This window comes from Cupriavidus sp. CPT47-8839-RL05A (assembly GCF_058792255.1).
Genome location: NZ_JBYTEG010000005.1, coordinates 249,112 through 271,187, shown reverse-complemented (window position 1 = coordinate 271,187; position 22,076 = coordinate 249,112). Strand labels below are relative to the sequence as shown.

Sequence of the window (22,076 nt, the reverse complement as noted above, 5' to 3'; positions counted from 1 at the left end):
GGCGGCGCTGGCGTTACAGGAGGAGATCGCGCAGGAGCGGCCGCGGCAGCCGACCGGCTGCCAGAACGGGGGCTGAACACCCCTTGCCGGCAACAGTCCAATGGATGTCGCCAGCCTGAATACGGAGGATCCCAAAATGCATGACCTTTCCTTCGTTCACGCTGACGCGGCCCACGTCGAATGGCAGGTCGCGCTGGCGGACTGCCAGCGCCAGCTGGACACGCAGGATTTCCTGCGCCAGGCGAAGGCAGACAACGCGCCGCCGCTCACGCTCGGCTGGTGCTACCTGAGCGACTACTACGCGCTGGCCGCCGAGGCCATCCTTGCCGCGCTGCAGCAGAACTGGCCCGGCGTGTCCTGGGTCGGCACGGTCGGCCTGGGCGTATCCGCCAGCGGCAAGGAGTATTTCGACGAGCCGGCCATGGTGCTGATGGCGGCGCCGTTTCCGCGCGATGCGTTCCAGCTGTTTTCCGGGCGCCAGCCCTTGCCGCCGGCGTCTTCCGGCTTCGTTCCCCATACCGCGCTGGTGCATGCCGAGGGCAGTACGCCGGACGTGCAGGACCTGTTGCACGAGCTGAGCGCGCGCACGGCCACCGGTTACCTGTTCGGCGGCTTGTCGTCGGCCCGCAACCGTACCTTGCATATTGCCGATGGCGTCTTCTCCGGTGGGCTGTCGGGCGTGCTGTTCGGCCCCGGGATCGAACTGGTCTCCCGCGTCACGCAGGGCTGCCAGCCGATCGGGCCGGTGCGCGCCGTGACGCGCAGCGATCACAACCTCCTGTTCGAGCTGGACGGCAAGCCGGCCCTGGATTGCATCCTGAATGACCTGGGCGTCGAGCGCGATGCCCAGGTGGAGACCATGGCGGAGGCGCTGGCCGGAACGCTGGCCGGCCTGAATTCAGCCGCCGACGATGCCCCGGTGCTGCCCGGCAGGTTCGGCTCGGACACGCTGGTGCGCCACCTGATCGGCCTGGACGTGCAGCATCGCATGCTGGCGTTGGCCGACATGGTCGAGCCCGGCATGCGGCTGGCTTTCTGCATGCGCAATGCTGACGCGGCGCGCGCGGACCTGGTGCGCGTCGCCACCGAGATCCGCACGGAGATCGAACGCGGCGGCAGCCGCGCACGTGGCGCGCTTTACATCAGTTGCTCAGGCCGGGGCGGGCCGCATTTCGGCGCGCCGCATGCCGAGCTGCAGACCGTACGCCGCGCGCTTGGCGACCTGCCGCTGGCTGGCTTCTTTGCCGGCGGCGAGATCGCAAGGGATCACCTCTATGGCTATACGGGGGTGCTGACGGTATTCACCGGCCATTGAATCCGCGAATGACTGCATCGATGTTGCGCATCTGGCGCGCAAACCAGATGCGCAACAGGCTGTTCGACAGGACCATCGGCAGCGAATACGCAATGATCCGATACACCTTGCCGCGCTGCAGTCTGGACGCCTTTGCCGGGTCCAGCCAGTCGTCGTTGCGCACCAGCAGCAACAGCGTTTCCATGCCGATAAGGACGGGCCACAGGCAAGCCAGCCGCAGCCGGATAAAACGCGGGTGAATGGCAAGCGTGTACGCCATGGCCTCGCAAAAGTGGTCCAGCGTCTTGCGCACGAGCTCGAGCATCAAGGCCCGCGCGCGCAGCGAGGCGTCCGGCAGCAGCAGATCCTGCGGGCTCAGGCCATGCTGGTGCAGCATCGTGGCCGGAAGATAGCAGCGGCCGATGCGCAGGTCCTTGCCGCAGTCCCGCAGCACATTGGTCATCTGCAAGGCTTTGCCGAAGCGGACCCCGCGGCGCAGCATGGCGTCGGGCTTGCCGATCGCGCCAGGCGTGTGCGCGGCGGTCATGCTGGTCCAGAACTCGCCCACGCATCCGGCGACCAGGTACGTGTAACGGTCAAGCTCTTCCGGCTCGCGCAGTGCGACGATGCGGCCTGCGTTTTCATCGGGGAAGGTGCGCAGGTCAAATTCCATGCCCTCGCTCAGGGTCGATACGATCTGCAGTACCGCTTGCCGGTCGTCCGGCTCCAGCTGCGCCAGCACCGCCAGCGCAGGGCCCAGTGACTCGAGCAGGATGCGCTCGTCCGACTGTTCCTGCCGGCCAGCCACCTCGGTTGCGATGCTGTCGGCCAGCGCCATGTCTGTGGTTGCACCGTTGACCTGGTCGCGCAACGACAACAGCAGCGCCAGGCGCCGTTGTGGCGGGATCAGCGAGGTATCGGCAATCGTGTCGGCGGCACGCGCCAGCAGATAGGCCAGGCCGACCGGATCGCGCATCCGCTCGGGCAGCACGCGCAGCGTGAGATAGAACGAACGCGAGACGCCTTTGAGCAGCGGACCGAGGAGGAACGCCCGGCTGGGTTCGCGCATGGGTGGTGTCCTGTTCCCTGGGAGGTTGGCGAAAGTGACAATGCCCGGGTGGCCGTCAGGCCGGGCCAGGGCATTGTACCTTCGACGCCAGGGGCAGACTGCTGGCCCTGTTCAGGGCGAGTCCTTGCCGAGATAGCGCTCGAACCACTGCGCCGCCAGGCGAGCGACCGATTCCAGTGCGCCGGGCTCCTCGAACAAATGGGAGGCGCCGGGCACGATCACCAGCTTCTTGGTGCATGTCAGCTGGGCATAGGCCGATTCATTGCGTTCCAGGACGCTCAGGTCCAGCCCGCCGATGATCAGCATGGTGGGCGCAAGCAGTTTCGCAAGGGCGTCGGGGCCCGCCAGGTCGACCCGGCCCCCGCGCGAAACGACGGCGTGTATCGGGACAGACGACTGGCATGCGGCACGGATCGACGCGGCGCCACCAACGCTGGCGCCGAAGTAGCCGAACCGCTGTGGCACGGCTTGCTGCCGCGCCACCCAGCTGGTTGCCTGCGCCAGCCGTGTTGCCAGGAGCTCGACGTCGAAGCGGATGGCCTGCACCTGGTCTTCGTCCGGCAGCAGCAGGTCCATCAGCAGCGTTGCCATGCCGCAGCGATTGAGCTCCGCGGCCACATATCGATTGCGCGGGCTAAGCCGGGAACTGCCCGTGCCGTGCGCAAACAATACCAATGCGACCGCGCCGGGCGGCAACGTGAGTATGCCTTGCAGGTCCACGCCGCCGGCCGGGATCACAACCTCGATGGCTTCTGAATTGCTCGGCATGGCGCAGTCCTCCGACGGGTGGTGCGTAGACGTGCATCGCGTTGCAATCGCGCCCATCCAAGTCCACTATAGGGCGGGCGTGGCGGCGAGGCCAGTCGCCGTGTGCAGGTCTCCTGGCGCGCGCAATCGACATCAATCCTCTGGATCAGGAGGAAACATGAAGACCCTGTTTCTCGTCCGGCATGCCAAGTCAAGCAAAGACGATCCCTCCTTGCCCGACCGTGAGCGCCCCCTGAATGACCGTGGCCTGCAAGACGCCCCGGAAATGGGCAAGCGCCTGGCCGAGCGCAAGCTGAAGCCCGACCTGCTCCTGTCGAGTCCGGCCCTGCGTGCGCTGACGACAGCGCAACTGATTGCCGACGAGCTCGGCTATGCACGCAAGGACATCGCGCTCGATGACCAGCTGTATGCCACCAGCGCGGAGGCGTTGCTGGCCGTCGTTCGTGCGCTCGACAAGAAGCTAGATTGCGTGATGCTGTTCGGTCACAACCCCGAGTTCACCGACTTCGCGCATCGCTTGTCGGACGAGATCACCGACATGCCGACCTGCGCCGTCGCCAGATTCCGCTTCGACACTAAGGCGTGGGAGGATGTCGGCGAAATCACCCCCTCGAAAGTCACGCTGGAATCGCCAAAGAAGTAATCCGATGCCGGCTGCCGTCGGCGTGACAGTGATATATCCGGCTTGACCATACGGGGCGAAGCGATAAGAATTTGTGATCGCAGGCGAAAGCCTGCCCTCACGCTTCCCTACGCTTGGTCCCACCCATGATCCCACCCGTCAGCACCCTCCACGGCCGCCTGAAAATGCAGCACCTGCGCCTGCTGCTGGCGGTGGAGGAGCGCGGCTCCCTGCGCCAGGCCGCCGAGGCGCTGACGCTCACGCAGCCCGCGGTCAGCAAGATGCTGCAGGACATGGAAGACCTGCTCGGCGTGCCGCTGTTCGAGCGCCATGCGCGCGGGCTGCGGGCCACGCGCTTCGGGCTGGCGGCCACGCGCTATGCCCGGCTGGTGTTTGCCGACATGGGCGGGCTGCGCGATGAACTGGTGGCGCTGGAGTCCGGCAAGATCGGACGCGTGCGGGTCGGGGCGGTGATGGCGCCCACGCCGGGGCTGCTTGCCGACGTGATCCGGCAGCTCAATCGCGATCATCCGCGGCTGGAGGTGGCGGTGCACGTGGAGACCAGCGATGTGCTGATGCCGCAGCTTGAGCGCGACCAGCTCGATATCGTGCTGGGGCGCGTGCCGGATGGCTGGGACAGCAGCGGGCTGGACTTCGAGCAACTGGGCGACGAGGGTCTGGCCATCGTGGTCGGGCCGCAGCACCCGCTGGCGCGGCGCCGCAAGCTGTCGTTCGAGGAACTGACGGGCTACCCGTGGATCATGCAGCCGCGCCCCAGCCCGATGCGCGCGCTGATCGACCGCTCGTTCGAGGATGCCGGCGTGCCGGCGCCGCCGTCGACCATCGAGACCGCGGCGGTGCTGATGACCACGTCGTTGCTGGCGGACAGCGAACTGATCGCGGTGCTGCCGGAGTCGGTCGCCGCCTACTACGGCAGGCTTGGCGCGCTGGCGGTATTGCCGCTGCCCCTGCCGCGCAAGCTGGGGCCCTATGGCATCGTCACGCGGCGGGGCCGCCCGCCGACGGCATCGATGAGCCTGCTGATCGATGCGTTGCGGGCGTTGTCGAGATGAGCCTCAGCCGGGCATGCCTTGGCGCTTGCCGTCGAGGCGCCACGCGTGGCGTTGCGGGCTGTCCGGGCGCAGCGACGCGGGCAGCAGGCCGGGCGGCATGTCCTGGTAGCTGACCGGGCGCAGGAAGCGCGCGATGGCCAGGCTGCCGACCGAGGTGCTGCGGCCGTCGGACGTTGCCGGCCAGGGCCCGCCATGCACCATCGCATGCCCGACCTCCACGCCCGTGCCGAAGCCATTGACCAGGATGCGTCCCGCCAGGCGTTCCAGCGCGGGCAGGAAGGTGCGGGCGGCGTCGTGGTCGGCATCGTCGATATGGAGGGCGGCGGTCAGCTGGCCTTCCAGTGCGTCGATGACGCGCCGCATCTCGGTGAGGTCGCGGCAGCGCACGACCAGCGAGGCGGCGCCGAAGACTTCGTGGCGCAGCGCTTCGTCGGCCAGGAAGGCACCGGCGTCGGTGGCGAACAGCGCGGCCCGTCCCTGTGCAGCCGATCCCGCCGCGCCACGCGCAACGGTCTGCACTTGCGCATGGCCAGCGAGCCTATCGACGCCGGCGCAATAGGCACGATGGATGCCGGGCGTCAGCATGGTCGCAGCCGGCAGCGCCCCCAGCCGCGCAGCCGCGGCATGCAGGAAGCGCTCCAGGTCATCCCCCGCAACCGCCAGCACCAGGCCGGGGTTGGTGCAGAACTGCCCCGCGCCCAGCATCAGCGAATCCGCAAACGCCGTGCCGATGGCTTCGGCGCGATTGGCCAGTGCGTGCGGGAACAGGAGTACCGGGTTGATGCTGCTCATCTCGGCAAACACGGGGATCGGCTCGGACCGTGCCGCCGCGATCGCCATCAGCGCCATGCCGCCGGCGCGTGAGCCGGTGAAGCCGACGGCCTTGATGCGCGGGTCGGCCACCAGCCCTTGCCCGACCTCCAGCCCGGCATCGAACAGCAGCGAGAAGGTGCCTTCGGGCAGGTCCATGTCGTCGACGGCCTTGCGGATGGCGCGGCCGACCAGCTCCGATGTGCCCGGGTGCGCCGGATGCGCCTTCACGACGACCGGGCAGCCCGCGGCCAGGGCCGAGGCGGTATCGCCGCCGGCCACCGAGAATGCCAGCGGGAAGTTGCTGGCGCCGAATACTGCTACCGGCCCCAGCGCGATATGGCGCAGGCGCAGGTCGACGCGCGGCAGCGGCTTGCGTTCAGGTAGCGCGGGGTCGACGCGCAGTTCAAGGAAGTCGCCCTGGCGCAGCAGGCTTGCGAACATGCGCAACTGCCCCACGGTGCGGCCGCGCTCGCCTTCGATGCGGGCGCGCGGCAGGCCGGATTCGGTGGTGCAGCGGTCGATCAGGGTATCGCCCAGCGCCAGGATGTTGGCGGCGATGGCTTCGAGGAAATCGGCGCGCCGCTCGGGCGTGGTCTCGCGGTAGGTGTCGAATGCCTGCCATGCCAGCGCGCAGGCCTGGTCCAGCTGTGCGGGCGTGGCGCCGCCGAATGCCGGTTCGAGGGTGGCTCCGGTGGCCGCGTCGATGGCGTGGATGGTGCCGTTGCCGCCGCGTTCAGCGCGGCGGCCGATCAGGAGTTCGCCTGAGATTGTCATGCCTTGTCCTTTCGATGAGATCAGCGGGCCCAGCGCAACACCAGCGGATCCAGCCTCCGCGCAATCTTCAGCAGCCCTTCGCGGGTGGCCGGGTGCATCGGCTGCAGCGGATGGCGCACCGCGTCCGACGCGATCACGCCGCCTGCCTGCATCAGCACCTTGCTGGTGGCCAGCCAGCCTTGCCGGTTTTCATAATTGATCAGCGGCAGCCATTGCTGGTAGCGCTGCGCGGCCAGTTCGGCATCGCCGGCCTGCCAGGCATCGAGGATCTGGCGGATGCCGTCGGGGAAGCCCGCACCCGTCATCGCACCCGTAGCGCCCGCTTCCAGGTCGGCCATCAGCGTGATGGCCTCTTCGCCGTCCCAGGGGCCGACGATGGCGTCGCCGCCCAGTTCGATCAGCTCGCGCAGCTTGGCCGCGGCCTGCGGCACTTCGATCTTGAAGTACGACACATTGCCGATCTCGCGCGCCATGCGCGCCAGGAACGGTGCGCTCAGCGTGGTGCCGCTGACCGGCGCGTCCTGGATCATGATGGGGATGTCGATGGCATCCGAGACCGTGGCGAAGAATTCATAGATGCTGCGCTCGGGCACGCGGATGGTGGCGCCGTGGTAGGGCGGCATCACCATCACCATGGCCGCGCCCGCATCCTGCGCCGCGCGGCTGCGCTCGGCGCACAGGCGCGAGCTGAAATGCGTGGTGGTGACGATCACCGGCACCCGGCCGTCCACGTGTTCCAGCACGGTCTTCATCAGCACGTTGCGCTCGTCGTCGCTCAGCACGAACTGCTCGGAGAAGTTGGCCAGGATGCAGATGCCGTGCGACCCCGCATCGATCATGAAGTCGATGCAGCGGCGCTGGCCGTCGAGGTCGAGGCCGCCCTGGGCGTCGAAGATGGTGGGCGCTACCGGGAATACGCCGCGGTAGACGGTGGGGGCTGGGGTGCGGGTCATGGTCTCCTCCGGCTGCTTGTGAATTGGTTCGGGCCAATATACGAGCCGCCCCCCTGGCTGTATATTGAAACCTTTCCATCTGGTGATCGCTTTTGCGACTCACAGAACCTTCATGAAATCCACCCTCGACACCCTGACCGGCCGGTTGCGCATGAAGCAGCTGCAACTGCTGATCGCGCTGGACGAGCATTCCTCCCTGCACCAGGCCGCCGCGGCGATGGCGATGACCCAGTCGGCGGCCAGCAAGTCGCTGCAGGAGCTGGAAGGCATGCTGGAAGCGCCGCTGTTCGAGCGCTCCAGACGCGGCATGCGTCCCAATGCCTTCGGCCATTGCGTGATCCGGCACGCACGCCAGCTGGTGGCAGACCTGGGCGCCATGTGCGAGGAGGTGGCGGGCATCCGCGCCGGCAGCGGCGGGCGCGTGGCCATCGGCGTGATCATGGGCGCGGTGCCGGAGGTGCTGGTGCCGGCGCTGGCGCAGTTGCGCCAGGCGCAGCCGGAACTGGCGCTGGAGATCATCGAGGACACCAGCCTGCGCCTGCTGGGGCTGCTCGATGACGGCCACCTCGACGTGGTGATCGGCCGCTCGCTGGTCAGCGGTGAGCCGGCCCGCTACCACTACCACCCGCTGGACGATGAGCAGGTCGCGGTCGTGGTGGGGCACTCGCATCCGGCGCCGCGCGCGCGTGCGATGGGGTTTGCCGACCTCGCCGGTTATCGCTGGATCACCTACGCCGGGCATATGCCCATGCACGCGCTGCTGCAGCGCGAGCTGGACCTGGCCGGCATGAGCTTCCCCGCCAATGCGATCTCGACCTCGTCGGCCTTCGTCACGGTGGCCATGCTGCAGGGCGACCCCGGGCTGGTGTCGCTGCTGCCGACCGGCGTGGCGGCGATGTTCGTGCGCCAGAAGATGCTGCGCATCCTGCCCGTGCGGCTGCAGTCGCGGCAGCAGACTTTTGGCATCGTGACGCGGCGCGGCGGCGCCTTGTCCGCGGCGGCGCGACAGCTGGTCGCGATCCTGAAGGCATTGCCGCGCACTGCGCAGCAGGCGGCTGCCGAGGTATAACGCCAGGTGATCGCCAGTTCAAAAAACATCAGTAGTGGCCAATCACTGATGCTCCTATAGTCTGCCCATCCGCGCCGCAGAGCCGGACAGCAAAACGACGGAGACAGCAATGAAGACATGGATCGCCGGCGCACTCGCCGGCCTGGCCACGGTGGCGGCAGTCACGGGCAATGCCTGGGCGCAGGACACACGGCCGGTGCGGCTGATGGTGGGTGCCGCGCCCGGCGGCGGCACCGACGTGATGGCGCGCATCGTCTCCGACAAGCTCGCCGCGCAGCTGAAGCAGCCCGTCGTGGTCGACAACCGCCCCGGCGCGTCCAACACCATTGCCGCGGACATCACCGCCAAGGCGGCGCCGGACGGCAACACGCTGCTGATGGGCGTGGTGACTTCGCAAGCGATCGCCCCGCACCTGCTCAAGCTGCAGTTCGATCCGCTCAAGGACCTGGCGCCGGTGGCGCTGGTGTCGTCGGTGCCCAATGTGCTGGTGGTCAACAACCAGGTGCAGGCGCGCGACGTCAAGGCGCTGGTGGCGCAGATCCAGGCCAATCCGGACAAGTTCCGCTACAGCTCGTCCGGCGTCGGCAGCACCCAGCACCTGGCCGGCGCGTCCTTCGCGCGGCAGATCAAGGGCAAGCTGCTGCACGTGCCGTACAAGAGCAGCAGCAGTGCGCTGGTGGACCTGATGGGCGGGCAGGTGGACATGAGCTTCGAGACCATGCCGTCGGTCATCAGCCATATCAAGGCCGGCAAGCTGCGCGCGCTGGCGGTCACCGCGGACCAGCGCTCGGCGCTGCTGCCCAACGTGCCCACGCTGGCTGAAGCGGGCGTGCCCGGCATCCAGATGAGTGCGTGGTACGGTGTCTATGCGCCGGCCGGCACGCCGCCCGCGACGCTGCAGAAGCTGGGCAGCGCGCTGGCCACGGTGATCAAGGACCCTGACACCGTGCGCCGGCTGGCCGATGTGGGCGCGGTGCCCGGCGCGCTGACCGCGGCGCAGTTCGATGCCTTCTCGCGTGCCGAGTATGTGCGCTATGGCAAGCTGATCGCTGAACTGGGCGTCAAGCTCGACCAATAACAACCCCGGAAGTCCAATGAATTCCCGTCCAAGAATCGCCATGGTGCTGGGCGACCCCGCCGGCATCGGCCCTGAACTGATCGCCAAGCTGCTGGCCGACCCCGCGACCGCCGCGCAGGCCGAGATCCTGCTGATCGCCGACCGCGACGAATGGCGCCACGGCATGCGGATCGCAGGCGTCGACCTGGCGCTGGCCGAGACCGAAGCCCCCGCCTTTGCCGATGATGGCAAGCCGCGCCTGTACCACTGGCAGCTGCCGGAGCGCCCGGCATATGCGCGCGGCCAAGCCAGTGCCGAGGGCGGGCGCTACAGCCTGGGCACGCTGGCGCTGGCACTGCAGCTGGCGCAAGCGGGCCACGCCGACGCGATCCTGTTCGGGCCGCTGAACAAAAGCTCGCTGCACGCCGCCGGCATGGCGCACAGCGATGAGCTGCACTGGTTTGCCGAGCAGCTTCGCTACCACGGCAACTTCTGCGAGTTCAATGTTCTGGACGGGCTGTGGACCTCGCGCGTGACTTCGCACGTGGCGCTCAAGGACGTGCCGGCGATGATTACGCAGGAACGCGTGGGCGGCGCCATCGACCTGATCGACCAGGCCCTGCGCCGCACCGGCATGGCGCGCCCGCGCATCGCGGTGTGCGGCCTGAACCCGCACAACGGCGACAACGGCGCCTTCGGCCGCGAGGAGATCGACGTGATCGCCCCGGCCGTGGCCGCGGCGCGTGAACGCGGCGTGGCGGCGGACGGTCCGTTCCCGGCCGACACCATCTTCCTGAAGGTGCAGGGCGGGCCGTCGCAGCGGCAGTTCGATGCCATCGTCACCATGTACCACGACCAGGGCCAGATCGGCATCAAGCTGATGGGCTTCTCGCGCGGCGTGACGGTGCAGGGCGGGCTGCCGGTGCCGATCACCACGCCCGCGCACGGCACCGCGTTCGACATCACGCAGCAGGGCCGCGCCGATCCGGGCGCCACGCTGCAGGCATTCCAGATCGTCTGCCGCATGGGTGCGCAGCGGCGCGCCACAGCCTAGCCACCACTTTCACCACACCAAATCCAGCAAGACCGCCCCCGGCGCGGCCGGGGAGCGTTCGCGCCAACGCATCGCCATCAGGAGCTGAACATGAAGATCACCAACGTCCGCGCCCGTGTCTTTGAATGGAAGGGCAAGACCGTGCCGCCGCAGGCGCATTTCTGCACCAACGCCACCGACATCCTGTTCGAGCGCGGCGACGCCATGGGCTCGTTCCGCTTCCATGGCTGGCTGGTGGTGGAAGTGGAAACCGACACCGGCCTGGTCGGCATCGGCAACTGCGCGCTGGCGCCGCGCGTGGCCAAGGAGATCGTTGACCAGTACCTGGCACCGGTGGTGATCGGCCAGGACCCGTTCGACAACGAATACCTGTGGCAGAAGATGTACCGCCGCACCCATGCCTGGGGCCGCAAGGGCATCGGCATGGCGGCGATCTCGGCGGTCGATATCGCGCTGTGGGACCTGATGGGCAAGGCGGTTGGCAAGCCCGTGTTCAAGCTGCTGGGCGGGCGCACCAAGGAAAAGATCTGGTGCTATGCCTCCAAGCTCTACAACAATGACGACCGCGACGCTTTCCTGGCAGAAGCGCAGCGCTACCTCGACCAGGGCTTCACCGCGATGAAGATGCGCTTCGGCTACGGCCCCAAGGACGGCCCCGCCGGCATGCAGAAGAACATCGAGCAGGTGCGCCTGCTGCGCGAGCTGGTCGGCGATGGCGTCGACATCATGCTGGAGTGCTATATGGGCTGGACGCTGGAATACGCGCGCCGCATGCTGCCGCGCCTGGCCGAGTTCAACCCGCGCTGGCTGGAAGAGCCGGTGATTGCCGACGATATCGAAGGCTATGCCGAACTGAAGAAGGCGAGCCCGTTCCCGATCTCCGGCGGTGAACATGAATTCACCTCTTACGGCTTCAAGGACCTGCTCGAGCGCCGCGCGGTGGACGTGATCCAGTACGACACCAACCGCGTCGGCGGGATCACCGCGGCGCAGAAGATCAACGCCATGGCGGAGGCCTGGTCGGTGCCGGTGATCCCGCACGCGGGGCAGATGCATAACTACCACCTGACCATGGCCTCGACGGCTTCGCCGATGTCGGAGTACTTCCCCGTGCACGACGTGGAGGTGGGCAATGAGTTGTTCTACTACATCTTCAAGGGCGATCCGGCGCCGGACAACGGCTACCTGCAGCTCGACGACAACCTGCCGGGGCTGGGCCTGGAGCTGAACGAGGAGTACTTCAGCCAGTTCGACGTCATCGGCTGACGGGCCAGTTGCCGGGCTCTGCCCGGCCGGGCAGCGCGCCATGTTTCACGATGCACGCCGCCGCTTCAAGGCCGCCTTTTCTTCCACTCATAGTCCGGCGGCGGATCCGCCGCCCCGGCTCGTCCTACCGAGTTGGGATTCTCCGAGCACAGCGTGACAAAGCTCACCGGCTCGCCCGCATGCTGGCGCTGGCGCAGCGCTTCGGTAAAGTGCAGGGCTTCACGCATCGCATCGCTTGGGAATGACTGCGCGTGGGGGCTGAGCCCGCTGCCGTCGGCTTCGGACCAGTAGACCATATACATAAGGCTTCCTCTTCATTGCGGCAGGCGATTTTGCAGGATCCTGCAACCTTCGTTCCCGGCGCCGGGAGTGTTGCATGATGGCGCGGGAGGCAGGCAAGGCACGCCGGTGGCAATCCCTGCATCCACGCTTTGCAAGCCTTGGCATGCGGCGGCACAATGATCGCTTCCCGACACCTTGCCGGCGCTGCGCCGAGGCCGACCGCCGCCTATCATGCCCGATCTTGCGCTGATCTCCGCCACCGCTGCCGATGCCGACCGGCTTGCCGCCATGCACGCCGCCAGCTGGCAGCACACCTATCCCGGCATGTTGCCGGCTGCTTACTTGCGGGACCAGGCCTACTCGGAACGGCTGGCCGCCTGGCGCGCCCGCATGCACAACGGCGCCGACGGCCCCGTGGAAGTCACGCTGGCCATGGTCGACGGCGAAGCCGCTGGCTTTGCCTGCCTGCTGCCCGAGGCGGAGCCCCGCTTCGGCATCTATCTCGACAACCTCCACGTGCTGCCCGCCTTCCACGGCCAGGGCCTGGGCAAGCGCTTGCTGGCCCACTGCGCGCAGCGCGTGGCCGCGCACTGGCCCGGGCGGCCGCTGTTCCTCTATGTGCTGGAAGCCAATACGCAGGCGCGCGAGTTCTACCAGCGGCTGGGCGGCGAGGAATCCGAGGCGTTCGAGGATGATTTCCACGGTCCGGACCTGCGGGTCATGGTCCGCCGCGTGACCTGGCCGGACGTGGCGGCGCTGGTCAGGCGCCTGGGCTGACCAGGGCGGCGAGTCCGGGTCAGCCGCCGGCAAAACACTCCCACAGGAATCCCTTCCCCATGCTGCAAGCCTTTGCTCTCGTTGTGCCAAGCAAACCATGCCGGGCATTGGCCGGTGCCGCCATCGCCATGGCCGTACTGGCCGGTTGCGCCAGCGCACCCGACACGCGTTCCGCCGCCAGGGCGATAGAGGCGGCGGCCACGCCGGCCCAGGCGAAGCCGCACTGGCAGCGCGTGCACCTGGGCACGGGCGCGGGCTATGACTTCCCGGTCTACGCCAACCATCCGCTCGACCAAGACCTGTCGCGCATCCGCGAGGTGGTGTTCGTGCAGCACGGCCTGCAGCGCAACGGCGATGACTACTACGCCGCCGGTGCTGCGCTGCTCAAGGCCAGCGGACGCAATCCGGACGAGGTGCTGCTGGTCGCGCCCAACTTCCCCGGCACGCCAGACCACGGCAAGGGCTTCGACGGCATGCCGCAATGGTCGGTGCAGGGCTGGATGAGTGGCGAGAACGCGGTCAACGCGCCGTTCACGGTCAGTTCACTGCAGGTCCTCGATGACCTGATGGCCTTCGTCACCGACAAGGCGCGCTTGCCGCGGGTGGCCAGGGTGACCGTGGCCGGGCATTCGGGCGGTGCGCAGATCGTGCATCGCTATGCCGTGCTGAACAATGTCGACGAGCACATCCGCGCGCGCGGCATCGACCTGCGCTATGTGGTGGCCAACCCCTCGTCCTACCTGTACTTCACGCCGGTGCGCCCGGCTGGCGCGGACGGCCGCTCGTTTGCGCCGTACGACAAGGCGGTGTGCCCGGATTACGACAAGTACCGCTATGGCATGCAGGACATCGTGCCCTACGCAAAAGGTGCCAATGGCCAGTCGCTGTACCAGCGCTACGCCGGGCGTCAGGTGACCTACCTGGCCGGCACGGAAGACAACGACCCCAACCACCGCGTACTGGACAAGGCGTGCGGCGCTGAGGCCGAAGGTCCCACGCGCCTGCAGCGCGCCCGCGGCTACCTGCGCTATGAGCGCTACCTGGCCAGCCCCGGGCTGGTGATCCGCCACCAGGCCTATGAAGTGGTGGGCGTGGGGCACGACCAGGCACGCATGTTCGGCTCGCAATGCGGCGCCAGGGCGGTGTTCGGCATGGCGGAAACGGCCAACCCGGACGGCGCGGCCTGCCGCGCGCCGCAGCTCTGATTCCGCCGGCCAAGAAAAAACCCGCGAATTTCGCGGGTTCAAGTCCCTGCCCGCAGGAACGGGCTCGGAGGAGACAACCACAGGGAAACGGTTACGTGCCCGGTCAGCCCAGGCTGAATTTGACAACCTGTTCTTCGACGCCGACAAAGCGCACTAGCTGGCGTAGCCCGCTGGCGTATTCCTTGATATGGTGCCCGTCCGGCGTATCGGGCAGGCGGTAGTAAATGGGCGCCTTGTCGCGCATGGGCGGCAGGATGCCGAGCGGGAGTTCGACGGCGTCGGCTTCCCAGGCCACGTCGCGCTCTTCGGCAAGCAGGATTCTTCCGGTCATGGACACACTCCAGGATTGCTGCAAGGTGCGGCCGGGGGTGGGTATGCGCTCGCACTGGATTTCAATGTATGGAATGTATTGCATCCAACGCAGAAATGCCATTCAGCGTTTTTTAATTCTGTCTGCCAGGAAATTTCCAAAATGACAAATTTAACGAATGTATGGCATCTGCTGGCGACGCCGATGGCGACATCGCTGAGGGTGCTGCCCAAGGCCCGCATTGCGATACCATAGCGCCAGCCCCGCGAAGTGCGGCTGCCGGCGCGTCCCGGTTCCGGGTCTGCCGCATCCGCTTCCAACCATTTTCCATCGCCCCCCGACGGGCCACTGCCCAGACGCATGTCGACCCAGCACGCCTTGTTGATTTCCCTGATCGAAAAACCGTCGTCCGGTTATGACCTGGCACGGCGCTTTGACCGTTCCATCGGCTATTTCTGGCATGCCACGCACCAGCAGATTTATCGCGAGCTGGGACGGATGGCTGACAGTGGCTGGATTGCCGCGGATGAAACCGAGGCGGCGGAAGGCGAGGCCGGTGGCGGCGACCGCAAGAACCGCAAGAAGGTCTACCGGGTGTTGCCGGCCGGCCGTGAAGAACTGGCACGCTGGGTGCTGACCCCCGGCGCCAGCCTGGACCAGCGCGAGGAAATCCTGGTCAAGCTGCGCGCCGATGCGGTGATCGGGCCGCTTGGCCTCGGTGACGAGATGCGGCGGCTGATCGCGCTGCACCGGGCCCGGCTGGAGACTTACCTGGCCATCGAGCGGCGCGATTTCTCGGCGCCGGACATGGACCGCGCGCAACAGTTGCGCTATGCGCTGCTGCAGCGCGGCATCCGCTTCGAGCAGGACTGGGTGGCCTGGGGCGAGGAACTGCTGCCGCTGCTGTAGCCGCGCCCGCTTGGGCGGCGGCTACGGCCTGCCAGGCCAGCTGACCGGCTGCGTCAGGCCAGGTCGACGGCGCGCGTGCCGGCCTGCGTGGCCTCGCCCAAGCCCAGCCGGCGGCGTGCCAGCGCATATTCCTCGGCAAAGCGGCGCACCAGCTCGCCCGCGGGCACCACGCGCTTGATTGCGCCCACGCCCTGGCCGGCGCCCCAGATGTCCTTCCACGCCTTGACGCTGGTGGAGCCGAAATTCATCTTCGACGGATCTGATTCGGGCAGCGCGTTCGGGTCCAGGCCGGCGCGCTCGATGCTGCCGCGCAGGTAGTTGCCGTGCACGCCGGTGAACAGGTTGGAGTAGACGATGTCGTTGGCGGTGCTGTCGACGATCATCTGCTTGTAGCCGTCCTGCGCGTTGGCTTCCTGCGTGGCGATAAAGGCCGAGCCGATATAGGCCAGGTCGGCGCCGGCGGCCTGCGCGGCCAGGATGGCGTCGCCGCTGGAGATCGAGCCCGACAGCAGCAGCGGGCCGTCGAACCATTCGCGGATCTCGTGCAGCAGCGCGAACGGCGACAGCGTGCCGGCATGGCCGCCGGCCCCGGCGGCAACCGCCACCAGTCCGTCCGCACCCTTCTCGATGGCCTTGCGCGCGAAGGTGTTGTTGATCACGTCGTGCAGCACGATGCCGCCGTACGAGTGCACTGCGTCGTTGACTTCCTTGCGTGCGCCCAGCGAGGTGATCACGATCGGCACCTTGTAGCGCACGCACAGCTCCAGGTCATGTTCAAGCCGGTCGTTGGACTTGTGCACGATCTGGTTGACGGCGAACGGTGCCGACGGGCGGTCCGGGTGCCTGGCGTCGTGTTCGGCCAGCTCGGTGGTGATGCGGTCCAGCCATTCTTCCAGCTTGGGTGCCGGGCGCGCATTCAGCGCGGGGAACGAACCGACCACGCCGGCCTTGCACTGGGCGATGACCAGGTCGGGGTTGGAGATGATGAACAGCGGCGAGCAGACCACCGGCAGCGACAGCCGGTTCTGGAGTTGGGCGGGAAGGGCCATGGGTGAAGTCTCCTGGGTATTTCGGTAAAGCGAAAAAGCGGTGCTGCGAAACAGGGTTGCGTCAGGCCGCACCGGTCAGCACGTCCTTCTGGCTGGCCAGGCGCGCGCCCATGGCGGCGGCCAGCGCCTCCAGGCCCGAGCGCGGGCGCACCATGACTTCGAACTCGGCAATGCGGCCGGCGCCGTCGAAACGGATCATGTCGATGCCCTTGAGCGCCTTGCCGTCCACGGCCGCGCTGAATTCCAGCACCACGCTGTGGCCGTCCTCGCTGACAAAGCTGCGGTGATAGCGGAAGTCCTGGAACACCTGGTTCACCGTGGTCAGCACCAGCCCAATCGCGTCGCGGCCGGGATAGGGGGTGTGCGCGACCGGCGAGCGGAACACCACCTCATCGGCCACGATGGCGTCGAGCCCGGCCATCGAACCGTTGGCCAGCATCTGGTGCCAGGCTTCAAGTGAGGCCTGTGCGGCGGGAATCAGGTTGGTGGTGGTCATGTCGGTCTCCTTGGCTGGCGTCGGTGCGCGGGCATCTCGTTGAGGGGGCTGGTTACAGGTTTATATGCAACCAGTTGCATAGTGAGTGGAAAAATAGCATGCGCCGGGGCACCGTGCAAGCGATGCGGGGCCAATGGTGCCGGCGCCCCGCCGGGCAGTGACGGGTTGTCTACAATAGGCGGGATCCCAACCTCGCACGCCGGCCCCCGGCAGGAGAGTCAGTGACCACCAAGCCCTCGGCTGCCCATCCCGACCAGGCGGCCTTGTTCGATGCCGACCTGGCCGCCTGGCGTGACCATCCGGAGCGCGCGTTCGACGGCTGGCTGGCACGGCATGGCTTTCGGCACGGCACCAGCGTGGTGTACCGCGCGATGTGGGGCAAGCTGCTGCGCTGGTCGGCCGAGCGCGGGCTGCCGCCGCTGAGCTGGTCGGCGGAGCAGATCGGTGAGTTCCTGGACGCGCAGCAGCTGCACAAATCGCACCGCTATCGCTATACGCGGCTGATCGAACGGGTGTTCCATCACCTGGCGCGGCTGCGCGAGGGCATGCACAACCCGGCCAGCCAGGCGGTGCGCGCCCACCTGGCCGATGGCGAGAACGATCCCACCGCGTTCCTGCTGCCGGGCGAGCGCGACTTGCTGGTGGCGCGGATACTCGGCCCGGCCGGCATGCCGGCCGGCGACACCCTCACCGCGGCATCGCCCACCCAATGGAAGCGCGCCCGCGATGCGGCCCTGCTGGCGGTGCTGCTCGGCGGCGGCCTGAAGGTCGCCGAAGCCCGGGCGCTGCGGGTCGATGCCATCGAAGCTGGCGCACCCGGCCGGATGGCGCTGCGCATGGTCCGCGCGGACAACGGCCGGGCCTATACCGTGCCGCTGTTCAGCCTGGCCCATGCGCCGTTGCGGGCCTGGCTGGCATTGCGCGAAGCCTCCGGCACGCTTGGCGGCCTGGTGTTTCCCGCCATGCCGGCGGGCCGGCCGATGCATGCCGCCTCGGTCTACCGGCGCGTGGAGATCCTGCTGGACGAGGCCGGTGTGCTGGCCGGCCGCAGCGAACGCGCCTCGCCGCAGACGCTGCGCAATACCTGCGCCGCCATGCATTTCGAGGCCGGCACGGCGCCGGCCGAGGTGGCCCAATGCCTGGGCATGCGCGACCTGGAGTCCGGCTGGCGGCTGCGCGCCGCCTATGAGGCCTGGCAGGCGCGGGCGGGGCTGGTGGCGGAAGCGCCGGGAAGCCGGGTCTAGCCCCGCGCGCCGGGCCGGCTACCCTGGGCGCATCGGCAGATCGTGGATAATAAGCAGCTTCGCCGGCCTACGCGGCGGAAAGAGGTGCTTGCGCCACGTTTTGAATCCGCCAGGCCAAGGCCCGGCCCTGAATCGAATTCCGACACCTATTTTCCATGCCTGAAACCTTGCTCCTGACCGGTGCCACCGGCTATATCGCCTCGCATACCTGGGTTGCGCTGCTCAATGCCGGCTACCACGTGATCGGCCTGGATAATCTGTGCAACAGCAGCCCGGTGGTGCTGGAGCGGCTCGCCACCATTACCGGCAAGACCCCGCATTTTGTGCAGGGCGACGTGCGCGACCGCGCGTTGCTGGACCGGCTCTTTGCCGAGCACCGCATCAGCGGGGTGATTCATTTTGCGGCACTCAAGGCAGTGGGCGAATCGGTGAGCCAGCCGCTGGAGTATTACAGCAACAACCTGGGTGGGCTGCTGACGGTATGCGCGGCAATGGGCGCGGCCGGGGTGAAACAGCTGGTGTTCAGTTCTTCGGCCACGGTTTATGGCAATCCCCATGCGGTGCCGATCCTGGAGGATTTCCCGCTGTCGGCCACCAACCCGTATGGCCAGACCAAGCTGATGGGCGAGCAAATCCTGCGCGACCTGGAAACATCGGATCCGGACTGGCGCATTGCCTACCTGCGTTATTTCAATCCGGTCGGCGCGCATGAAAGCGGGCTGATTGGCGAGGATCCGCGCGGTATTCCGAACAACCTGATGCCGTATGTGGCGCAGGTGGCCGGCGGGCGCCGTGAAAAGCTGATGGTATTCGGCGGCGACTACCCGACGCCGGACGGCACCGGCGTGCGCGACTATATCCACGTCTGCGACCTGGCGGACGGCCACCTGGCGGCGCTGGGTTACCTGCGCGCGCAGGGCAAGAGCATGACCGTGAACCTGGGCACGGGCCGCGGCTACAGCGTGCTGGAAGTCGTGCAGGCCTACCAGCGTGCCAGCGGCAAGCCGGTGCCGCATGAGATCGTGGCGCGGCGCCCGGGCGACATCGCCTCGTGCTACGCCGATCCCGCGCTGGCCAACCAGCTGCTGGGCTGGCGCGCGCGCCATGACATCGACCGCATGTGCCAGGACTCATGGCGCTGGCAGTCGATGAATCCGCAGGGGTTTGACGCCTGACGCCCGGGCCGGTCTGCGCGGTGTTGTGCATGTGCCGCGGAGGGCCAGAAAACAAAAACGCCACGGATGAATTCCGTGGCGTTTTGCCATCTGCCGATCGCGTATTTCAGCGGATCAGGAAGTCTTCAACTGCCTTGCCCTGGGCCAGGGCCTGGGTCAGCCAGCCCGGGCGCTTGCCGCGGCCGGTCCAGGTATTGCCGGCGCTGTCGCGATAGCGTACCGGCACCTTGCGGTTGACCGCCTTCTTGCCGGCCGGCACCTTTGCGCCAAAACCCAGGTCTTCCGCGGTCAGGCCATATTGCTCGATTTTCTCGCGAATATCCGCGATCACCGTGGCTTGTTCGCGTGCCTTGATTTCCTCGGCCTGCTTCTGCAGTTCACTGATTTTCTGAACGATTTCCTGATACGTCGCCATTGGGTCCTCGGTTTCCGGTGGAGTGGAATGCGGTGGGTGTGTGCGGGGGGTGAAAATGCTGAAAACAATTATAACGGGGTCGCCGCCCGCTGCAAATCCTGCCGTCCTAATCGGATGCCGTTTTTGCGAAAATTCTTGGCACCGATAATTGTGTGAACTTTCGGTGTCGTGGTCTGTCGCCGGCATTTCCGTCGTCGTTGGTGTTGCCCCGCTGCAGTTGCGGCGGCAGTTCCGGGTTCAGGCCCGCAAATGGTGCGGCCGTGCGCAAACCGGCCCGGCAGCAGCCAGCCGCCGCCAAAATCAAATCGCCATAATCGGCCGCGGCAAATTCGGCACGGCGTTCGCGGCGATAGCGGGGCAGCCTACGTGGCGTATATCCGACATACCGGTTATGGCCGATTAATTGCACCCGCCACTGGCGCGGCGGCTCAAGTACGAGAACGCGGCGCCGTTATCCGGGCAGGGCGGATCATCTGGGCGTCGATCCTGCCGGAACGGGGCCAGGGGTGTGCCCCGCGGGTTGCCACAGTCTTCTTTCATCATGTCCTTGCACAACAATATCCAGATCAAGACCCTGCTGCGGGGCGCCATGGGAATGCTGTCGCTGCTGCTGTTGCTGGTCGGCGGTGCCGGCCTGCACGGCATTTCACAAAGCAATGATGCCCTCAGGGAGACTTATGCCAACCAGCTCGGCTCCACCGTGGCGCTCAGCGAGGCGATGCAGGCCACCACGCGCATGCGCCTGGCACTGGACCGCAACGTGATGCAGGGCGAGCAGGACGACCCCAAGGTTCACGTGGACCGCTCCAGGGTGTTCGTCGAGGCTTCGGAGGCTGCCTGGAAGCGCTACCTGAACCTGCCGCAGAATCCTGAGGAAAAGGCGCTCGCCGCGGAACTGGGCAAGCAGCGCCAGGCGTTCATGGAGCAGGGCGTGCTGCCGCTGCAGGCGGCCTCGCTGGCGGGCAACCAGGAAGAGGCCCTGCGGCTGGCGAAGAAGGTGCTGCCTGACCTGCAGCGCAGCATGTCGGGCGTGCACGAAAAGCTGCAGAAATTCCAGATGGCAGCCGGGCAGGCCAACTTCGATGCTGCGCAGGCCAGCTTTGCGCGTATCCGCACGCTGTCGATCATGCTGATCGTGCTGGGCCTGGCGGTCGCGGTGCTGTGCACGGTCACGCTGAACCGCGCCATCGTCGCGCCGGTGGAAGAAGCGCTGGCTGTGTTCGAGCGCATCGCCCGCGGCGACCTGACCTCGCGCATCGCCAGCGTCTCGAAGAACGAGATCGGCCGCATGATGCAGGCGCTGGCCGCGATGCAGGCCAGCCTGTCGGGCATCGTTGCCGACGTGCGCACCGGCGCCGATTCGATGGCATCGGCCACGCAGCAGATTTCCGCCGGCAACCTGGACCTGTCGCAGCGCACCGAGGAACAGGCCTCGTCGCTGGAGCAGACCGCCGCCAGCATGGAAGAACTGACCACGGTGGTGCGGCAGAATGCCGACAACGCGCGCCAGGCCGGCGTGCTGGCCAACGAGGCTTCGCAGATCGCGCTCAAGGGCGGCGACGTGGTGGGCCGCGTGGTCGACACCATGAACGAGATCAACGGCGCCTCGCGCAAGGTGGTCGAGATCATCAGCGTGATCGAGGGCATTGCCTTCCAGACTAATATCCTGGCGCTCAATGCGGCGGTGGAAGCCGCGCGTGCCGGCGAGCAGGGCCGCGGCTTTGCCGTGGTGGCGGGCGAGGTGCGCAGCCTGGCGCAGCGCTCGGCCTCGGCCGCCAAGGAGATCGAGGCGCTGATCGGCGAGTCGGGCCAGCGCGTGGAGAGCGGTACCCGGCTGGTGGCAGAAGCCGGCCAGACCATGGGCGAGATCGTCCAGGCCGTGCGCCGCGTGACTGACATCATGAACGAGATCGGCGCCGCGTCGCAGGAACAGACCAGCGGCATCGAGCAAGTCAACCAGGCGGTGACCCAGATGGACGAGGTGACGCAGCAAAATGCCGCGCTGGTGGAAGAGGCCGCCGCCGCAGCCGGTGCGCTGGAAGAACAGGCGCAGAAGCTCAAGAACGTGGTCTCGGTGTTCAACCTTGGCACGGGTACGGGAGTAGGGGCAGGCACGGCCGCGACGGCTGTCGCTGGCCGCACCGCACGCACCATGTCGGTGCGGCCGGCGGCAGCCGCGGCGCCGCGTGCCGTTGCTGCCCGCCCGGCCGCGGCGCTTCCGGCAAGCCGTCCGGCCGCGAGGCCCGCGCTTGCCGTTGCCGGGGCCGATGATGACTGGAGCGCGTTCTAGACCATTGTCCCCACCATTGCCCTGTTCACACGGCGACCGCAAGATGCCATGATGCGGGGTTTGCCCCGCGTCCTGACCTTCTTCGCGCATTCTCTTCATCATCGCGCAGCCT

At 67.3% G+C, this 22,076-nt stretch carries 22 protein-coding genes; 13 read left to right on the top strand and 9 right to left on the bottom strand.

What is annotated here, in order from left to right; all coding sequences use genetic code 11:
- Nucleotides 1–136: 136 nt before the first annotated feature.
- Nucleotides 137–1,315 carry an FIST signal transduction protein gene (locus AC3WVS_RS08170; protein ID WP_492318170.1) on the top strand — a complete coding sequence of 393 codons (1,179 nt, stop codon included), beginning with the start codon at nt 137–139 and terminating at the stop codon, nt 1,313–1,315.
- Here the strand turns inward: AC3WVS_RS08170 and AC3WVS_RS08165 are convergent.
- Nucleotides 1,302–2,363, bottom strand: a complete 1,062-nt coding sequence (locus AC3WVS_RS08165; RefSeq protein WP_492318169.1) for a phytoene/squalene synthase family protein — start codon at nt 2,361–2,363, stop codon at nt 1,302–1,304. The two genes, AC3WVS_RS08170 and AC3WVS_RS08165, sit on opposite strands and share 14 nt — an antisense overlap.
- Before the next feature lie 111 nt (nt 2,364–2,474).
- Nucleotides 2,475–3,131 (bottom strand): dienelactone hydrolase family protein, encoded by a 657-nt coding sequence (locus AC3WVS_RS08160; RefSeq protein ID WP_492318168.1) that lies wholly within the window; start codon nt 3,129–3,131, stop codon nt 2,475–2,477.
- 157 nt (nt 3,132–3,288) lie between these two features.
- Between AC3WVS_RS08160 and AC3WVS_RS08155 the strand changes: the two genes are divergently transcribed.
- Nucleotides 3,289–3,774 carry a SixA phosphatase family protein gene (locus AC3WVS_RS08155; RefSeq protein WP_492318167.1) on the top strand — a complete coding sequence of 162 codons (486 nt, stop codon included), beginning with the start codon at nt 3,289–3,291 and terminating at the stop codon, nt 3,772–3,774.
- A gap of 125 nt (nt 3,775–3,899) precedes the next feature.
- The gene (locus tag AC3WVS_RS08150) at nt 3,900–4,826 is read left to right on the top strand and encodes a LysR family transcriptional regulator (RefSeq protein WP_492318166.1); all 927 of its coding nucleotides are present in this window, start codon (nt 3,900–3,902) and stop codon (nt 4,824–4,826) included.
- 3 nt (nt 4,827–4,829) lie between these two features.
- On the opposite strand, the gene AC3WVS_RS08145 is transcribed toward AC3WVS_RS08150, so the two are convergent.
- Together AC3WVS_RS08145 and AC3WVS_RS08140 are read right to left on the bottom strand one after the other, a co-directional pair.
- Nucleotides 4,830–6,413, bottom strand: coding sequence for an aldehyde dehydrogenase (NADP(+)) (locus tag AC3WVS_RS08145; protein WP_492318165.1), 1,584 nt, complete (start codon nt 6,411–6,413; stop codon nt 4,830–4,832).
- 20 nt (nt 6,414–6,433) lie between these two features.
- Nucleotides 6,434–7,366, bottom strand: coding sequence for a dihydrodipicolinate synthase family protein (locus AC3WVS_RS08140; RefSeq protein WP_492318164.1), 933 nt, complete (start codon nt 7,364–7,366; stop codon nt 6,434–6,436).
- A 112-nt stretch (nt 7,367–7,478) separates the two neighbouring features.
- On the opposite strand from AC3WVS_RS08140, the gene AC3WVS_RS08135 reads away from it, so the two are divergent.
- The 4 genes from AC3WVS_RS08135 to AC3WVS_RS08120 all read left to right on the top strand — a co-directional run bounded on the left by AC3WVS_RS08135 (nt 7,479) and on the right by AC3WVS_RS08120 (nt 11,812).
- Nucleotides 7,479–8,435 carry a LysR substrate-binding domain-containing protein gene (locus AC3WVS_RS08135; protein ID WP_492318163.1) on the top strand — a complete coding sequence of 319 codons (957 nt, stop codon included), beginning with the start codon at nt 7,479–7,481 and terminating at the stop codon, nt 8,433–8,435.
- Between the two features lie 109 nt (nt 8,436–8,544).
- Nucleotides 8,545–9,513, top strand: coding sequence for a Bug family tripartite tricarboxylate transporter substrate binding protein (locus AC3WVS_RS08130; protein WP_035815870.1), 969 nt, complete (start codon nt 8,545–8,547; stop codon nt 9,511–9,513).
- 16 nt (nt 9,514–9,529) lie between these two features.
- Nucleotides 9,530–10,546: a 4-hydroxythreonine-4-phosphate dehydrogenase PdxA gene (locus AC3WVS_RS08125; RefSeq protein ID WP_492318162.1), complete on the top strand. Its 1,017-nt coding sequence runs from the start codon at nt 9,530–9,532 to the stop codon at nt 10,544–10,546.
- Between the two features lie 90 nt (nt 10,547–10,636).
- Nucleotides 10,637–11,812, top strand: coding sequence for an L-rhamnonate dehydratase (locus tag AC3WVS_RS08120; RefSeq protein WP_492318161.1), 1,176 nt, complete (start codon nt 10,637–10,639; stop codon nt 11,810–11,812).
- Nucleotides 11,813–11,877: 65 nt separating this feature from the next.
- Here AC3WVS_RS08120 and AC3WVS_RS08115 read toward each other — a convergent pair whose 3' ends face one another.
- Nucleotides 11,878–12,114 carry a hypothetical protein gene (locus AC3WVS_RS08115; protein ID WP_492318160.1) on the bottom strand — a complete coding sequence of 79 codons (237 nt, stop codon included), beginning with the start codon at nt 12,112–12,114 and terminating at the stop codon, nt 11,878–11,880.
- A gap of 211 nt (nt 12,115–12,325) precedes the next feature.
- On the opposite strand from AC3WVS_RS08115, the gene AC3WVS_RS08110 reads away from it, so the two are divergent.
- Nucleotides 12,326–12,871, top strand: a complete 546-nt coding sequence (locus AC3WVS_RS08110) for a GNAT family N-acetyltransferase (protein WP_492318159.1) — start codon at nt 12,326–12,328, stop codon at nt 12,869–12,871.
- A 59-nt stretch (nt 12,872–12,930) separates the two neighbouring features.
- A complete protein-coding gene (locus tag AC3WVS_RS08105) occupies nt 12,931–14,076 on the top strand; it encodes a hypothetical protein (protein ID WP_492318158.1) in 1,146 nt (381 codons plus the stop codon).
- Nucleotides 14,077–14,179: 103 nt separating this feature from the next.
- Here the strand turns inward: AC3WVS_RS08105 and AC3WVS_RS08100 are convergent, their stop codons facing one another.
- Entirely contained in the window at nt 14,180–14,407 is a 228-nt protein-coding gene (locus tag AC3WVS_RS08100; protein ID WP_492318157.1) for a hypothetical protein, read from the bottom strand.
- Nucleotides 14,408–14,746: 339 nt separating this feature from the next.
- On the opposite strand from AC3WVS_RS08100, the gene AC3WVS_RS08095 reads away from it, so the two are divergent.
- Nucleotides 14,747–15,295 carry a PadR family transcriptional regulator gene (locus tag AC3WVS_RS08095; protein ID WP_492318156.1) on the top strand — a complete coding sequence of 183 codons (549 nt, stop codon included), beginning with the start codon at nt 14,747–14,749 and terminating at the stop codon, nt 15,293–15,295.
- A gap of 53 nt (nt 15,296–15,348) precedes the next feature.
- Here the strand turns inward: AC3WVS_RS08095 and AC3WVS_RS08090 are convergent, their stop codons facing one another.
- A complete protein-coding gene (locus tag AC3WVS_RS08090; protein WP_492318155.1) occupies nt 15,349–16,344 on the bottom strand; it encodes an NAD(P)H-dependent flavin oxidoreductase in 996 nt (331 codons plus the stop codon).
- 61 nt (nt 16,345–16,405) lie between these two features.
- On the bottom strand, nt 16,406–16,840 hold the full coding sequence (locus AC3WVS_RS08085; RefSeq protein WP_492318154.1) for a nuclear transport factor 2 family protein: 435 nt from the start codon (nt 16,838–16,840) through the stop codon (nt 16,406–16,408).
- Between the two features lie 221 nt (nt 16,841–17,061).
- Between AC3WVS_RS08085 and AC3WVS_RS08080 the strand changes: the two genes are divergently transcribed.
- Together AC3WVS_RS08080 and galE are read left to right on the top strand one after the other, a co-directional pair.
- Nucleotides 17,062–18,084, top strand: coding sequence for a tyrosine-type recombinase/integrase (locus AC3WVS_RS08080; protein ID WP_492318153.1), 1,023 nt, complete (start codon nt 17,062–17,064; stop codon nt 18,082–18,084).
- A gap of 155 nt (nt 18,085–18,239) precedes the next feature.
- Complete coding sequence (gene galE / locus AC3WVS_RS08075) at nt 18,240–19,259, top strand: UDP-glucose 4-epimerase GalE (RefSeq protein WP_492318152.1); 1,020 nt, start codon at nt 18,240–18,242, stop codon at nt 19,257–19,259.
- A 106-nt stretch (nt 19,260–19,365) separates the two neighbouring features.
- Here galE and AC3WVS_RS08070 read toward each other — a convergent pair whose 3' ends face one another.
- Nucleotides 19,366–19,674, bottom strand: a complete 309-nt coding sequence (locus AC3WVS_RS08070) for an H-NS histone family protein (protein WP_010809859.1) — start codon at nt 19,672–19,674, stop codon at nt 19,366–19,368.
- A 541-nt stretch (nt 19,675–20,215) separates the two neighbouring features.
- Between AC3WVS_RS08070 and AC3WVS_RS08065 the strand changes: the two genes are divergently transcribed.
- Nucleotides 20,216–21,964, top strand: coding sequence for a methyl-accepting chemotaxis protein (locus AC3WVS_RS08065; RefSeq protein WP_492318151.1), 1,749 nt, complete (start codon nt 20,216–20,218; stop codon nt 21,962–21,964).
- Nucleotides 21,965–22,076: the final 112 nt, after the last annotated feature.

Excerpts from the sequence above, each read along its gene's own strand:
- AC3WVS_RS08090 (WP_492318155.1), bottom strand. The coding sequence starts at position 16,344 with ATGGCCCTTCCCGCCCAACTCCAGAACCGGCTGTCGCTGCCGGTGGTC.
- galE (WP_492318152.1), top strand. The coding sequence starts at position 18,240 with ATGCCTGAAACCTTGCTCCTGACCGGTGCCACCGGCTATATCGCCTCG.
- AC3WVS_RS08070 (WP_010809859.1), bottom strand. The coding sequence starts at position 19,674 with ATGGCGACGTATCAGGAAATCGTTCAGAAAATCAGTGAACTGCAGAAG.
- AC3WVS_RS08155 (WP_492318167.1), top strand. The coding sequence starts at position 3,289 with ATGAAGACCCTGTTTCTCGTCCGGCATGCCAAGTCAAGCAAAGACGAT.
- AC3WVS_RS08095 (WP_492318156.1), top strand. The coding sequence starts at position 14,747 with ATGTCGACCCAGCACGCCTTGTTGATTTCCCTGATCGAAAAACCGTCG.
- AC3WVS_RS08170 (WP_492318170.1), top strand. The coding sequence starts at position 137 with ATGCATGACCTTTCCTTCGTTCACGCTGACGCGGCCCACGTCGAATGG.
- AC3WVS_RS08065 (WP_492318151.1), top strand. The coding sequence starts at position 20,216 with ATGTCCTTGCACAACAATATCCAGATCAAGACCCTGCTGCGGGGCGCC.
- AC3WVS_RS08115 (WP_492318160.1), bottom strand. The coding sequence starts at position 12,114 with ATGTATATGGTCTACTGGTCCGAAGCCGACGGCAGCGGGCTCAGCCCC.
- AC3WVS_RS08145 (WP_492318165.1), bottom strand. The coding sequence starts at position 6,413 with ATGACAATCTCAGGCGAACTCCTGATCGGCCGCCGCGCTGAACGCGGC.
- AC3WVS_RS08085 (WP_492318154.1), bottom strand. The coding sequence starts at position 16,840 with ATGACCACCACCAACCTGATTCCCGCCGCACAGGCCTCACTTGAAGCC.
- AC3WVS_RS08165 (WP_492318169.1), bottom strand. The coding sequence starts at position 2,363 with ATGCGCGAACCCAGCCGGGCGTTCCTCCTCGGTCCGCTGCTCAAAGGC.
- AC3WVS_RS08160 (WP_492318168.1), bottom strand. The coding sequence starts at position 3,131 with ATGCCGAGCAATTCAGAAGCCATCGAGGTTGTGATCCCGGCCGGCGGC.
- AC3WVS_RS08150 (WP_492318166.1), top strand. The coding sequence starts at position 3,900 with ATGATCCCACCCGTCAGCACCCTCCACGGCCGCCTGAAAATGCAGCAC.
- AC3WVS_RS08105 (WP_492318158.1), top strand. The coding sequence starts at position 12,931 with ATGCTGCAAGCCTTTGCTCTCGTTGTGCCAAGCAAACCATGCCGGGCA.
- AC3WVS_RS08130 (WP_035815870.1), top strand. The coding sequence starts at position 8,545 with ATGAAGACATGGATCGCCGGCGCACTCGCCGGCCTGGCCACGGTGGCG.
- AC3WVS_RS08135 (WP_492318163.1), top strand. The coding sequence starts at position 7,479 with ATGAAATCCACCCTCGACACCCTGACCGGCCGGTTGCGCATGAAGCAG.
- AC3WVS_RS08100 (WP_492318157.1), bottom strand. The coding sequence starts at position 14,407 with ATGACCGGAAGAATCCTGCTTGCCGAAGAGCGCGACGTGGCCTGGGAA.
- AC3WVS_RS08125 (WP_492318162.1), top strand. The coding sequence starts at position 9,530 with ATGAATTCCCGTCCAAGAATCGCCATGGTGCTGGGCGACCCCGCCGGC.
- AC3WVS_RS08120 (WP_492318161.1), top strand. The coding sequence starts at position 10,637 with ATGAAGATCACCAACGTCCGCGCCCGTGTCTTTGAATGGAAGGGCAAG.
- AC3WVS_RS08110 (WP_492318159.1), top strand. The coding sequence starts at position 12,326 with ATGCCCGATCTTGCGCTGATCTCCGCCACCGCTGCCGATGCCGACCGG.
- AC3WVS_RS08140 (WP_492318164.1), bottom strand. The coding sequence starts at position 7,366 with ATGACCCGCACCCCAGCCCCCACCGTCTACCGCGGCGTATTCCCGGTA.